Origin of the sequence: Actinoplanes philippinensis, from assembly GCF_900113015.1 — a bacterium.
Taxonomy (GTDB): domain Bacteria; phylum Actinomycetota; class Actinomycetes; order Mycobacteriales; family Micromonosporaceae; genus Actinoplanes; species Actinoplanes philippinensis.
In genome coordinates this window covers 15284-27687 of the sequence record NZ_FONV01000005.1, presented here as the reverse complement: position 1 = coordinate 27687, position 12404 = coordinate 15284, and the positions used below count along the sequence as shown (strand labels likewise).

At 71.8% G+C, this 12404-nt stretch carries 12 protein-coding genes; all 12 read left to right on the top strand.

What is annotated here, in order from left to right:
- The first annotated feature begins 4 nt into the window (after window positions 1-4).
- The 12 genes from pyrF to rpe all read left to right on the top strand — a co-directional run bounded on the left by pyrF (window position 5) and on the right by rpe (window position 12382).
- Entirely contained in the window at window positions 5-835 is an 831-nt protein-coding gene (pyrF, locus tag BM290_RS13590; RefSeq protein WP_093613820.1) for an orotidine-5'-phosphate decarboxylase, read from the top strand.
- A 183-nt stretch (window positions 836-1018) separates the two neighbouring features.
- The gene (gene mihF / locus BM290_RS13585) at window positions 1019-1336 is read left to right on the top strand and encodes an integration host factor, actinobacterial type (protein ID WP_093613818.1); all 318 of its coding nucleotides are present in this window, start codon (window positions 1019-1021) and stop codon (window positions 1334-1336) included.
- Window positions 1337-1368: 32 nt separating this feature from the next.
- Window positions 1369-1956 carry a guanylate kinase gene (gene gmk, locus BM290_RS13580; protein WP_093613816.1) on the top strand — a complete coding sequence of 196 codons (588 nt, stop codon included), beginning with the start codon at window positions 1369-1371 and terminating at the stop codon, window positions 1954-1956.
- A gap of 11 nt (window positions 1957-1967) precedes the next feature.
- Window positions 1968-2231 (top strand): DNA-directed RNA polymerase subunit omega, encoded by a 264-nt coding sequence (gene rpoZ / locus BM290_RS13575; RefSeq protein ID WP_015623990.1) that lies wholly within the window; start codon window positions 1968-1970, stop codon window positions 2229-2231.
- A 149-nt stretch (window positions 2232-2380) separates the two neighbouring features.
- Window positions 2381-3583 carry a bifunctional phosphopantothenoylcysteine decarboxylase/phosphopantothenate--cysteine ligase CoaBC gene (gene coaBC / locus BM290_RS13570; protein ID WP_093613814.1) on the top strand — a complete coding sequence of 401 codons (1203 nt, stop codon included), beginning with the start codon at window positions 2381-2383 and terminating at the stop codon, window positions 3581-3583.
- Window positions 3584-3643: 60 nt separating this feature from the next.
- Complete coding sequence (gene metK / locus BM290_RS13565) at window positions 3644-4834, top strand: methionine adenosyltransferase (RefSeq protein WP_093613812.1); 1191 nt, start codon at window positions 3644-3646, stop codon at window positions 4832-4834.
- A 180-nt stretch (window positions 4835-5014) separates the two neighbouring features.
- On the top strand, window positions 5015-5581 hold the full coding sequence (locus BM290_RS13560; protein WP_093613810.1) for a histidine phosphatase family protein: 567 nt from the start codon (window positions 5015-5017) through the stop codon (window positions 5579-5581).
- 189 nt (window positions 5582-5770) lie between these two features.
- Window positions 5771-8122, top strand: a complete 2352-nt coding sequence (locus tag BM290_RS13555; RefSeq protein ID WP_239144076.1) for a primosomal protein N' — start codon at window positions 5771-5773, stop codon at window positions 8120-8122.
- Between the two features lie 338 nt (window positions 8123-8460).
- A complete protein-coding gene (gene def / locus BM290_RS13550; RefSeq protein ID WP_093613806.1) occupies window positions 8461-9033 on the top strand; it encodes a peptide deformylase in 573 nt (190 codons plus the stop codon).
- A 4-nt stretch (window positions 9034-9037) separates the two neighbouring features.
- Window positions 9038-9967: a methionyl-tRNA formyltransferase gene (gene fmt / locus BM290_RS13545; protein ID WP_093613804.1), complete on the top strand. Its 930-nt coding sequence runs from the start codon at window positions 9038-9040 to the stop codon at window positions 9965-9967.
- 37 nt (window positions 9968-10004) lie between these two features.
- The gene (locus BM290_RS13540; RefSeq protein WP_093613802.1) at window positions 10005-11474 is read left to right on the top strand and encodes an RsmB/NOP family class I SAM-dependent RNA methyltransferase; all 1470 of its coding nucleotides are present in this window, start codon (window positions 10005-10007) and stop codon (window positions 11472-11474) included.
- 236 nt (window positions 11475-11710) lie between these two features.
- Window positions 11711-12382 (top strand): ribulose-phosphate 3-epimerase, encoded by a 672-nt coding sequence (gene rpe / locus BM290_RS13535; RefSeq protein ID WP_093613800.1) that lies wholly within the window; start codon window positions 11711-11713, stop codon window positions 12380-12382.
- Window positions 12383-12404 lie beyond the last annotated feature (22 nt).

The following is a 12404-nucleotide window of genomic DNA, read 5'->3' as shown; positions in this document are numbered from 1 at the left end:
GTTCATGGAAACCTTCGGCGAACGACTGCACGCGGCGGTTGCGGAGCGTGGTCCGCTGTGCGTCGGGATCGATCCGCACGCCTCGCTTCTGGCCCGCTGGGGCCTGCCCGACGACATCTCCGGCCTCGAACGCTTCGCCCGTACGGTCGTCGACGCACTGGCCGATCGGGTGGCTGTTCTGAAGCCACAGTCAGCTTTTTTTGAGAGATTTGGGTCACGCGGCGTCGCGGTTCTTGAGTCAACTATCCGACAGTCGCGTGAGGCCGGCGCGCTTGTCCTGCTCGACGTGAAACGTGGCGACATCGGCTCGACGATGGCCGCGTACGCCGACGCGTACCTGAATCCAGCGAGTACTCTGTGTGCTGATGCGATTACCGTGAGTCCCTATCTCGGAGTCGGCTCTCTGCAGCCGGCGTTCGACTCGGCGGCCGCTCACGGGGGTGGCGTCTTCGTTCTGGCGCTCACCTCGAACCCCGAGGGACCGACCGTCCAGCATGCCGTCGGAGCCGGTGGAAAAACTGTGGCGCAAACCGTGATCGATGAGATTTCCCAGGTCAACGCGGGTGTGCAGCCGCTCGGAAGCCTCGGCCTCGTGGTCGGCGCGACGATCGGCGAGACCGGTCACGATCTCTCGAAGATCAACGGGCCGCTGCTCGCGCCGGGCCTCGGAGCGCAGGGCGGAACCCCTGATGACCTGCGAGCCGTCTTCGGTGAGAGCCTTCACAACGTGTTGCCGTCGTACTCACGCGAGGTTCTCGCCGCGGGCCCGGAGATCGCCGATCTGCGGGCCGCGACGGACCGCGTTCTGGCCGGCGTGCGAGCCGCGCTCGGGTGAAACGGCCTGCTTACCAGGCTCCGGATGAGGCGGCGCGGGGGTACCCCCACGTTGCCGAAACCCGGTTTGACCGCTAGTTTTCCCGGCGCCGGGAACCATATGCCCCTTCGGTTCCATGGCACACCACGTTTCACAGAAGCGCCGGTATTGAACTACCGCCGCTCAGGGACCTGAGGAGAACTGGTGCCGCTCCCGTCATTGAGCCCCGAACAGCGTGCTGCTGCGCTGGAGAAGGCCGCGGAAGTTCGCAAGGCTCGGGCTGAGCTGAAGGAACAGCTCAAGTCCGGCAAGACCACCCTCGCCGCCGTGCTCGAGCGCGCGGAGGCTGACGAGGTCGTCGGCAAGCTGAAGGTTTCGGCCGTGCTTCAGGCGCTGCCGGGCATCGGCAAGATCCGCGCGACCCAGATCATGGAGAAGCTGAAGATCGCCGAGAGCCGCCGGCTCCGGGGTCTCGGCGACCAGCAGCGCAAGGCCCTCCTGGGGGAGTTCGCTGCGAACTGACTCATCGGCTCGTGTAGGAATGAGCCGTGAGCATGGATGACGACGCGCAGCCGGAGGCCCGCCTCACCGTTCTTTCCGGCCCCTCGGGGGTCGGGAAGGACAGTGTGATCGAGCTGATCCGGCTGCGCTCGCCGTGGATCAAACTCTCGGTGTCGGTGACAACACGCAAGAAACGCGACTACGAGACCGACGGCGAGCATTATCACTTCGTGACCAGGTCCGAGTTCCAGCGACTGATCGACGGAAATCAGCTGCTGGAGTGGGCGGAGTTCGCGGGCAACCTTTACGGGACGCCCCGGGCGCAGGTCGAGGGCTGGCTCCATCAGGGCCGGCCCGTTTTGCTGAAGATCGACCTTCAGGGCGCCCGCCAGGTCCGTGCGGCCATGCCGAAGGCTCAGCTGGTCTTCCTGGCCCCACCGAGCGTCGAGGAGCTCCAGCGCCGTCTCATCGGCCGGGGGACCGACGACGAGGAGACGATCAAGCGCCGCCTCGCGCACGCCGACGAGGAGCTGGCGGCCGAGTCCGAGTTCGACGTCACCGTCGTGAACGACTTCGTCGAGCGTGCGGCTGATGAGCTGGTAGGATTGCTCGGTTCGTTATACCTGGCACACGAGCATTAAGGATTTACCACGTGGGAACCATCGCGAACCCCGAAGGCATCACCAACCCGCCGATCGACGAGCTGCTCGACAAGACCTCGTCGAAGTACTCGCTGGTGATCTTCGCGGCCAAGCGCGCCCGCCAGGTCAACGCCTACTACAGCCAGCTCGGTGAGGGCCTCCTGGAGTATGTCGGCCCGCTGGTCGAGACCACTCCGCAGGAGAAGCCGCTCTCGATCGCCATGCGCGAGATCAACGCAGGCCTGCTGACCGCCGAGGCGACTGACAACCCGTAAGGTCGACTGCCCGGGTGCCCTCTGTTCGCGGACAGCGCGAACCGGGGGCACTCCGCGTTTCTGCTCCGGGGGCCGAGTCCCCGGACACCCCACGTCACGGTGGGTCGCGGTGGCTGGGTGATCGGCGGACAGGGGAGGAAGTGGTGGCTGTGACCGAGATCGTGCTGGGCGTGGGCGGGGGGATCGCCGCCTACAAGGCGTGCGAGCTGCTGCGGCTGTTCACCGAGTCCGGCCACGGCGTGCGGGTCGTCCCGACCGATGCGGCGCTCCGGTTCGTCGGTGAGCCCACCTGGGCGGCGCTGTCCGGGCGGCCGGTCGCCACCGGCGTCTGGGACGACGTGCACGAGGTGCCGCACGTGCGGATCGGCCGGGCCGCCGAGCTGGTCGTGGTCGCGCCGGCCACCGCCGACCTGCTGGCCAAGGCCGCCCACGGCATCGCCGACGACCTGCTCACCAACACGCTGCTCACCGCCACGTGCCCGGTGGTCTACGCGCCGGCCATGCACACCGAGATGTGGGAAAGTGCGGCCACCCGGGCCAACGTGGCGACCCTGCGGTCCCGCGGGGCGATCGTGATCGAGCCCGCGGTCGGGCGCCTGACCGGCAAGGACACCGGCAAGGGGCGGCTGCCGGAGCCGTCCGCGATCTTCGAGACGGCTCTGCGCGTACTCCGCCGCGGTCTTGATCCTGATCTTGCCGGCCGTCATGTGGTGGTCACCGCGGGCGGCACGCGGGAGCCGCTCGATCCGGTCCGTTTCCTGGGCAACCGGTCCTCCGGCAAACAGGGCTACGCGCTGGCCCGGGTCGCGGCCGCCCGCGGCGCGCGAGTGACCCTCGTCTCGGCGAACGTGTCGCTGCCCGACCCCGCCGGGGTGGACATCGTGCGGGTCGGCACCACCGAGGAGCTGCGCAAGGCCACCGTCGAGGCGGCCGCCTCCGCCGACGTCGTCGTGATGGCGGCGGCGCCGGCCGACTTCCGGCCGGCGACGGTCGCCGAGCAGAAGATCAAGAAGACCGACGACGGTACGCCCGCCCCGATCACCCTGGTCACGAACCCGGACATCGCCGCCGAACTGGGCGCCGCCAAGCGCCCCGGCCAGATCCTCGTCGCCTTCGCGGCCGAGACCCACGACGCTCTGGAGAACGCCCGCGGCAAGCTCGCCCGCAAGCGCGCGGACCTGATCGTCGTCAATGAGGTCGGCCCTGATCTGGTGTTCGGGCAGGACCGCAACACGGTCACCCTGCTGGGGGCGGACGGCTTCACCGCCACTCACGGGGAACTACCCAAAGACGATGTGGCCGATATGATTTTGGATCAAGTCGCCGCTCGCCTGGAAGCCCAGGTCCGGTAGCCCCGGCGACTCTGGCTACACTTCCGCGTTACGTTGTATTCGACAAATCTGAGGAGCACCGTGGCACGCCGCCTGTTCACCTCCGAGTCGGTCACGGAAGGCCACCCGGACAAGATCGCTGACCAGATCAGCGACGGGATTCTCGACGCTCTGCTCGCCCAGGACCCGCGTAGCCGCGTCGCGGTGGAGACCCTGATCACCACCGGCCAGGTGCACGTGGCGGGTGAGGTCACCACGCAGGCCTACGCCGACATTCCCAGCATCGTCCGCGACACGATCCTGAAGATCGGTTACGACTCGTCGAAGAAGGGCTTCGACGGCGCCTCCTGCGGCGTGAGCGTCTCCATCGGCTCCCAGTCGCCGGACATCGCGCAGGGTGTCGACACCGCCATCGAGCAGCGCGAGGGTGAGGCCGGCGACTCGCTGGACAGCCAGGGCGCCGGCGACCAGGGCATGATGTTCGGCTTCGCCTGCTCGGAGACGCCTGAGCTGATGCCGCTGCCGATCGCGCTCGCGCACCGGCTGGCCCGCCGCCTGTCCGCCGCGCGCAAGGACGGCACGATCCCCTACCTGCGCCCCGACGGCAAGACCCAGGTCACCATCGAGTACGACGGGTTCCGTCCCGTCCGCCTCGACACCGTCGTCGTCTCGTCGCAGCACGCCGCCGACATCTCGCTCGAGTCGCTGCTCACCCCGGACGTCCGCGAGCACGTGATCGCGCCCGAGCTGGAGAGCCTCGGCCTCGACACCGAGGGCTACCGGCTGCTGGTCAACCCGACCGGCCGCTTCGAGATCGGCGGCCCGATGGGTGACGCCGGCCTCACCGGTCGCAAGATCATCGTCGACACCTACGGCGGCTACGCCCGTCACGGTGGCGGCGCCTTCTCCGGCAAGGACCCGTCCAAGGTCGACCGTTCCGCGGCGTACGCGACGCGCTGGGTCGCCAAGAACGTCGTCGCCGCCGGCCTCGCCGAGCGCTGCGAGATCCAGGTCGCCTACGCCATCGGCAAGGCGCACCCGGTCAGCCTGTTCGTCGAGACGTTCGGCACCGAGACCGTGCCGGTCGAGCGGATCGAGAAGGCCGTCAAGGAGGTCTTCGACCTGCGCCCGGCCGCGATCATCCGCGACCTCGACCTGCTGCGCCCGATCTACCAGCAGACCGCAGCGTACGGCCACTTCGGCCGTGAGCTGCCGGAGCTCAAGTGGGAGAGCACCGACCGCGCGGCCGACCTGAAGAACGCCGCGTCCTGACGGTTCGTTTCGCCGAGGCGCCCGCCCCTGGGGGTGGGCGCCTCGCCGTGTCTGCGCCCTCTGACGGTGGCGAGCCGCCGGATCGCGGGGGAAGCCGGCCCTCCGATGATCCGCGGGCGTCGCAAATGCGTGTTCGTTCGCATGACAGTCAGGGGTGGTGAAGGCGCTTACGCTTCCGTGATGACGGGTGTTCAGGGCGAGCGGGTGATCGTGGTCCGGCATGCGATGCCGGCCGTCGATCCGGACGTGCCGTCGGAGCAGTGGCAGCTGGCACAGGAGAGCCGGGTCGCGGCCCGCCTGATGCGGTTGCACGTCTGCCATCCGGCCTACTACGTGGCCAGCACCGAGCCGAAGGCCGCGCAGACCATGCAGGAGATCGCCGGCGCACAGCGGGTGGTCCGGGACGCGGGCCTCGCCGAGGTGCATCGGCCGCACGTGTGGTTCACCGACGAGAAGGGTTACCACTCGGCCGCGCAGGCCTACGCGCGAGGGGAGTGCCCCGACGGGTGGGAGCCGCGCGATCAGGTGATCGAGCGGTTCGACGCCGCGGTGGTACGCCACGCGGCCGCCGCCGCCGAACAGAACCGGACCCTGGTCATCGGCACCCACGGCCTGGCGCCGACCGTGTGGATGGCGAGCCGGTACGAGCTGGCGACCGATCCGGCCCGCTTCTGGGCCGACCTCCGCTTCCCCGACATCGTCGAGATCGACCTCCGCGCCCGGACGGTGACCTGCCTCACCCATTGATCGCGTTCCCTGTCCTCACTGAGGGGGGAGATCGCCCGGGATCCCGGTGCCGGGGGCGGCCAGGGGCGTGGCCGGGCCCGGGGCGGGCGGAAATGTCAGAGGGTGCGGGCAGAATGTTCGGCGATGGGGACCAAGGGGACGCGCAGCGAGCGGGAGCCGGCCGAGCGGCTGCCCGTCGCGCGAGTGTGTGTGGACATGCCGCTCGCGCATCTCGACCGGCCGTTCGACTATCTGGTCTCCGCGGCTGACGACGAGGCCGCCCAGCCGGGGGTGCGGGTCAAGGTGCGGTTCGCCGGCCAGCAGGTCGGCGGATTCCTGCTGGCCCGTGTCGAGTCGTCCGACCACGGCGGCAGACTGGCCTATCTGGAGAGGGTGGTCTCGCCCGAGCGCGTCCTCGATCCCGAGATCCTGCGCCTGGCCCGCGCTGTCGCCGATCGTTATGCGGGCAATCTGGCCGATGTGCTCCGGCTGGCGGTGCCGCCGCGGCACGCTCGGGTCGAGTCCCAGACCGAGAGGTCCGCGACTGCGCCGGACCCCGTCCCGGCGGAGAGTCCGTCGCCAGACCCCGTCCGGGCGGAGAGTCCGTCGCCGGACACCGTCCGGGCGGAGAGTCCGTCGCCGGAGTCGACCTCCTCTGAGCCGACCTCCTCTGAGCCGGACTCGGCGGAGTCGACCTCCTCTGAGTCGACCTCCTCTGAGCCGGACTCGGCGGAGTCGACCTCGTCAGGGCTGGACTCGGCGGAGTCGATCTCGTCAGGGTTGGACTCGGCGGAGTCGATCTTGTTGGAGTCGGGCTCGTCGGTGCTGGACTCGCCGGAGCCGATCTCGCCGGGGTCGGCCTTGTCGGAGTCGACCTCACCGGGGCGGGCCTCGTCGGGGGCCGGGGATGCCTCACCCGCCGAGGGGCCGGTGGAGCCGGGCGCAGCCTCGCGGCAACCGATCTCGCCGTTGGGTGCGGGGCGGTGGGAGACCGGCCGGATCCGGGAGCCGGCGGCCGGTGGGTGGGATTCGTACGCGGCCGGGCCCGCCTATCTGCGGGCGCTGCGGGACGCCCGGCCGGCGCGGGCCGTCTGGTCGGCGCTGCCGGGGGAGGACTGGCCGGCGCGGATCGCCGAGGCCGCCGCGGCCACCGTGCGGGGCGGGCGCGGGGTGGTGATCGTCGTCGCCGACGCGCGGGACCTCGATCGGGTCGACCGGGCGCTGACCGCCGTGCTGGGTGACGGGCTGCACGTCGCGCTCAACGCGGCGCTGGGGCCGTCCGAGCGCTATCGGCGGTTCCTGGCGGCGGCGCGGGGGCGGGTTCCGGTGGTGGTGGGGACGCGGGCGGCGATGTGGGCGCCGGTTCCCGACGTGGGGCTCGTCGTCATCTGGGACGACGGGGACGATCTGCACGCCGAGCCGCGGGCGCCGTACCCGCACGCGCGGGACGTGCTGCTGACCCGGGCGCGCCTGGCGGACTGTGCGGCGCTGGTGGGCGGGTTCGCGCGTACCGGTGAGGGGCAGTTGTTGCTCGAAACCCGCTGGGCGCGGGAGATCGTCGCCGACCGTGCCGTGCTGCGCGGCCGATCGCCGGCGATCACGCCGACCGGTGACGACCTGCAGATGGCCCGGGACTCGGGTGCGGCCGTCGCCCGGCTGCCGAGTGTCGCCTGGCAGGCAGCCAAGCAGGCGCTTCAGGCCGGGGCCCCGGTGCTGGTGCAGGTGCCCCGCCGCGGTTATCTGCCGTCGGTGGCGTGCATCGAGTGCCGTACCCCGGCGCGCTGCCCGCACTGCTCCGGGCCGCTCGGGCTGCACGGTGCGCGCGACGTCCCGGTCTGTCACTGGTGCGGGCGCGCGTCGGCCGATTACCAGTGCCCGAACTGCCGGGATCGCCGCCTGCGGGCCTCCGTGATCGGCGCCAAGCGGACGGCCGAGGAGCTGGGGCGCGCGTTCCCCGGGTTCCCGGTGCGGACGTCCGGGCGCGAGCAGGTGCTGACCGACGTGCCCGGTGAGCCGGCCGTCGTGGTGTCCACGCCGGGGGCCGAGCCGCTGGCCGAGGGCGGGTTCGGGGCGGTGCTGCTGCTCGACACGTGGGCGCTGCTGAGCCGTGCCGACCTGCGGGCCGCCGAGGAGACGATGCGCCGCTGGCTGAACGCGGCGGCCCTGGCCCGGCCGGCACACGAGGGCGGGCGGGTGGTCGTGGTGGCCGACGGTTCACTGGCCCCGGTGCAGGCGCTGTTGCGCTGGGATCCGGGCTGGTTCGCGGCGCGGGAGCTGGCGGAGCGGCGTGACCTGGGCTTCCCGCCGGCGGCGCGGATGGCCAGCGTCACCGGGCAGGCGGCCGCGGTGGCCGAGCTGCTGTCGCTGGCCCACCTGCCGGACGGCGCCGAGGTGCTCGGGCCGGTCCCGGCCGCCGACGAGCAGGAACGGATGCTGCTGCGGGTCACCCGGTCGCGGGCCGCCGACCTGGCGCACGCCCTGCACGAGGCGGCCGGGGTGCGCAGCGCCCGCAAGGCCGCCCTGCCGGTCCGCATCCAGGTCGATCCCGCCGACCTGTTCTGATCGCCGACACGGAGTGGTGGGGCGGCGCGGAGTGGTGGCCGCGGCGGTGGGACGGCGCGGGGTGGTGGCGCGACAGTGAGAGGGCGCGGTGCGGCGTGGGGGAGCGGCCGGTGCGGCGAGGGCGGCGGGAAGGCGGCGCGGCGCGGCGGTGAGACGGCGTGGTGCGGCGCGGGGGCGCGGCGATGGCGGGGCGCGGCAGCTGGGCGGCGGGAAGTCGGTGGTGGTCGTCGATGTTGCGAGTGGGGAGGGCGCTGCTCGACGGCTGTCACCCACGGCGTTGCGCGCGTCACTCCGTAGACTGGGCAGGTGCTGCCCACCAGAGTCAGGAGTCTCACCGCGTGACCGTCCAGCCCATCCGTCTCTTCGGTGATCCGGTGCTGCGCACGCCGGCCGACCCCGTCGTGGATTTCGACAAGGAATTGCGCAATCTGGTGAAGGATCTGATCGAGACCATGCAGGACGAGGGCGGCGCCGGCCTGGCCGCCCCGCAGCTCGGTGTCGGTCTCCGCGTGTTCACCTTCGACGTGGATGACGTGGTCGGGCACATCGTCAACCCGGTGCTGTCCTTCCCCGACGAGGAGGAGCAGGACGGGCCGGAGGGCTGCCTCTCCATTCCGGGCATCTACATCGACACCAAGCGCCGGCAGAACGTGGTGGCCAACGGCTTCAACGAGTTCGGCGACCCGGTCCAGCTGGTCGGCACCGGGCTGATGGCCCGCTGCGTGCAGCACGAGACCGACCACCTCGACGGGGTGCTCTTCCTGGACCGGCTGGACACCGCGTCCCGCAAGGACGCGATGAGGCAGATCCGCTCCGCGGACTGGTATGACGCGGCGAAGCCCCCGACGATCAAGGAGAGCCCGCACGGCCGGAGTGTCTTCGGGTCGGGTCTCTTCAGCTCGGGCCGGTGATCGGATGCGCCTGATCTTCGCCGGCACCCCCGCCGTGGCCGTGCCGAGCCTCGACGCGATCGCTGCCTCGGGGCACGAGCTGGTGGCCGTGGTGACCCGTCCGGACGCTCCGGCCGGCCGCGGCCGCCGTCTGGTCCGCTCGCCCGCGGGGGCGTGGGCCGACGAGCGCGGCATCGAGGTGCTGACCCCGGAGAAACCGCGTGACCCGGAGTTCCAGGAGCGGCTGCGGGAGCTGGCGCCGGATTGTGTGCCCGTGGTGGCCTACGGGGCGCTGGTCCCCCCATCGGCCCTGGAGATCCCGAAGCACGGCTGGGTGAATCTGCACTTCTCGCTGCTGCCCGCCTGGCGGGGCGCCGCTCCCGTGCAGCATGCGGTGCTGCACGGCGACGAGGTGACCGGGGCGAGCGTCTTCGAGCTGGAGGCGGGGCTGGACACCGGCCCGGTCTACGGCACGCTGACCGAGCAGATCCGGTTCAGCGACACGTCCGGCCACCTGTTGGAGCGGCTGGCGGTGGACGGGGCGGGCCTGCTGGTGGCGGTCCTCGACGCGATCGAGGCGGGCACCGCGCGGGCGCATCCGCAGCCGCACGACGGGGTGACCTTCGCGCCGAAGCTCACGCCCGAGGACGCCCGGGTCCGGTGGGACGATCCGGCGTTCGCGGTCGACCGGCGGATCCGGGCGTGCACCCCGGCACCGGGGGCGTGGACGACGCTGCGTGACGAGCGGCTGAAGCTGGGCCCGGTGCGGCCGATCGCCAACGGGCCGGCCGGTTTGCGCCCCGGGGAGCTTCTGGTGGAGCGTAAGCAGGTGCTGGCAGGGACGGCAACGACGCCGGTGATCCTGGGCGAGGTGCGGGCAGCCGGCAAGAAGCCGATGTCCGCCACCGATTGGGCGCGGGGCATGCGGATCGAAGCAGGGGAGAAGCTGGCGTGAGCACGGTTTCCGAGATTTCAGAGAGCGGGACACAGGCGTGACGGAACACAGGGCGTCTCGCCCGTACGGCGGACGGCCGAGCCGGCCGAGCGGCCCGGGTCATCCGCGGGACGACCGGAGCGGCCGGGCGCCGCGCGCGGGCCGGCCGCCGTCGGATCCGGCGCGCCAGGCGGCCTACGAGGCGGTCGCCGCCGTGTACCGCGACGACGCCTACGCGAACCTGGTGCTGGCCGACATTCTCAGCGGGATGGGCCTGCACGGGCGGGACGCGGCGTTCGCGACCGAGCTGACGTATGGCACGCTCCGCGCCGTCGGCACCCTCGACCTGATCATCGCGGCGGCCGCCGAGCGGGACGTGGCGCGGATCGACCCGCCGGCCCGTGACGCGCTGCGGCTCGGGGTCTACCAGTTGCTCTACACCCGGGTGCCGTCGCACGCCGCGGTGAACCAGACGGTCGACCTGGTCCGTTCGGTGGCTCCGGGGGCGTCCGGCTTCGCCAACGCGGTGATGCGTACGGTGTCGGAGACCCCGCTGGAGGCGTGGCTGGAGCGGGTGGCGCCGGCCTACCAGGAGGATCCGATCGCCAACCTGTCCGTGGTGCATCACCACCCGCAGTGGGTGATCCGGGCGTTCGCCGAGGCGCTCGGCGGTGACCTGGACGAGACGGCCCGGCTGCTGATCGAGGACAACCAGCCGCCGGCGGTGCACCTGTGCGCGCGGCCGGGGCGGGCCGACGCGGTCGACCTGGCCGACGAGGTCGACGGGGTGCCGGGCGCCTTCTCGCCGTACGCGGTGTATCTGAACGGCGGCGCGCCGCGTGACCTGGCCGCGATCCGGGAGGGGCGGGCTCACGTCCAGGACGAGGGTTCGCAGCTGGTGGCGGCGGCGCTGCTGGCGGCCCCGATCGAGGGGCGGGACACCCGCTGGCTCGACCTGTGCGCCGGCCCGGGCGGCAAGACCGGCCTGATCGGGGCGATCGCGGCGGGCCGCGGCGCGGAGGTGACCGCGGTCGAGGTGGCCGAGCACCGGGCCCGGCTGGTGGACATCGCGACCGAGGGCATGCCGGTGACGGTGCTGCCGATGGACGGCCGGTCGGTGGGCCGCGACCCGGACCTGCCGGAGGAGGCGTTCGACCGGGTGCTGGTCGACGCGCCGTGCACCGGCCTGGGCTCGCTGCGGCGCCGGCCGGAGTCGCGCTGGCGTCGCCAGCCGGCCGACCTGCCGCCACTGACCCGTCTGCAGCGGGAGCTGCTGGTGGCGGCGCTGCGGGCGGTCCGGCCGGGTGGTGTCGTGGCCTACGTGACGTGTTCTCCGCACATGGTGGAGACGCAGGTGACGGTCAGCGAGGGCGCCCGGCGCAGCGGTGTCGAGGTCGACTTCGTGGACGCGCGGCCGCTGCTCCCGCCCGGCATGCCGGGGCTGGGGGCGGGCCCGACGGTACAGCTGTGGCCGCACCGCCACGGCACGGACGCGATGTTCCTGGCGGTCCTGCGCCGCACGAGCTGACGGCCGGTCCAGCGATGTGAGAGGCCGGCCTCTGCCGGACGAGCTGATGGCCGGTTCGGCGGATGCCGGAGGGCGGCGCGCGCCGCACGAGCTGACGGCCGGTTGGGCGATGCGGGAGGGCGGCCCGCGCCGGACGGACCGGCGCGTGTCGGCCGTACCCGATGGGGTCTGAAGGAAGTGAGGCCGGGCCGGGATGGCCCGGCCTTCTCGCATCGCCGGACCGTAGACTTCGTCGCGTGGAACCCATCATCGCGCCGAGCATCCTCGCCTCCGACTTCTCCCGTCTGGCGGAGGAGGTGCAGGCGATCGAGGGCGCGGCCGACTGGGTCCACGTGGATGTCATGGACAACCATTTCGTGCCCAACCTGACGATCGGCCTGCCGGTGGTGCAGAGCCTGCGCAAGGCGACGAGCATCCCGTTCGACGTGCACCTGATGATCACCGATCCGCAGCGGTGGGCGCCGGCGTATGCGGAGGCGGGCGCCTACAACGTCACCTTCCACGCGGAGGCCTGTGACGATCCGGTGGCGCTGGCGAAGACGTTGCGGGCGGCCGGGGCCAAGGCGGGTCTGGCGATCGACCGGGACACCCCGGTGGAGCCGTATCTGGAGTTGCTGCCCTACCTCGACACCGTCCTGATCATGACGATCAAGGCGGGTTTCGGCGGGCAGGCGTTCATGCCGGAGCTGCTGGAGAAGGTGCGTGACGTGCGCCGCCGGGCCCGGGTCAACGACCTGGAGATCCGCATCGAGGTGGACGGCGGCATCGCGGCCGACACGATCGAGCAGGCTGCCGAGGCGGGCGCCGACGCTTTCGTGGCGGGCACCGCCGTCTACGGCGCGGCCGACCCGTCCGAGGCGATCCGCAAGCTGCGCGCTCTCGCGAAGGCCCGGATGGGGCTGGCGTGAGGACCGTTGCAGGCAGCATTAT

Bases quoted from the DNA above. Each gene is read 5' to 3' on its own strand.
- pyrF (WP_093613820.1), top strand. From the start codon at position 5: ATGGAAACCTTCGGCGAACGACTGCACGCGGCGGTTGCGGAGCGTGGT.
- gmk (WP_093613816.1), top strand. From the start codon at position 1,369: ATGGATGACGACGCGCAGCCGGAGGCCCGCCTCACCGTTCTTTCCGGC.
- BM290_RS13560 (WP_093613810.1), top strand. From the start codon at position 5,015: ATGACGGGTGTTCAGGGCGAGCGGGTGATCGTGGTCCGGCATGCGATG.
- fmt (WP_093613804.1), top strand. From the start codon at position 9,038: ATGCGCCTGATCTTCGCCGGCACCCCCGCCGTGGCCGTGCCGAGCCTC.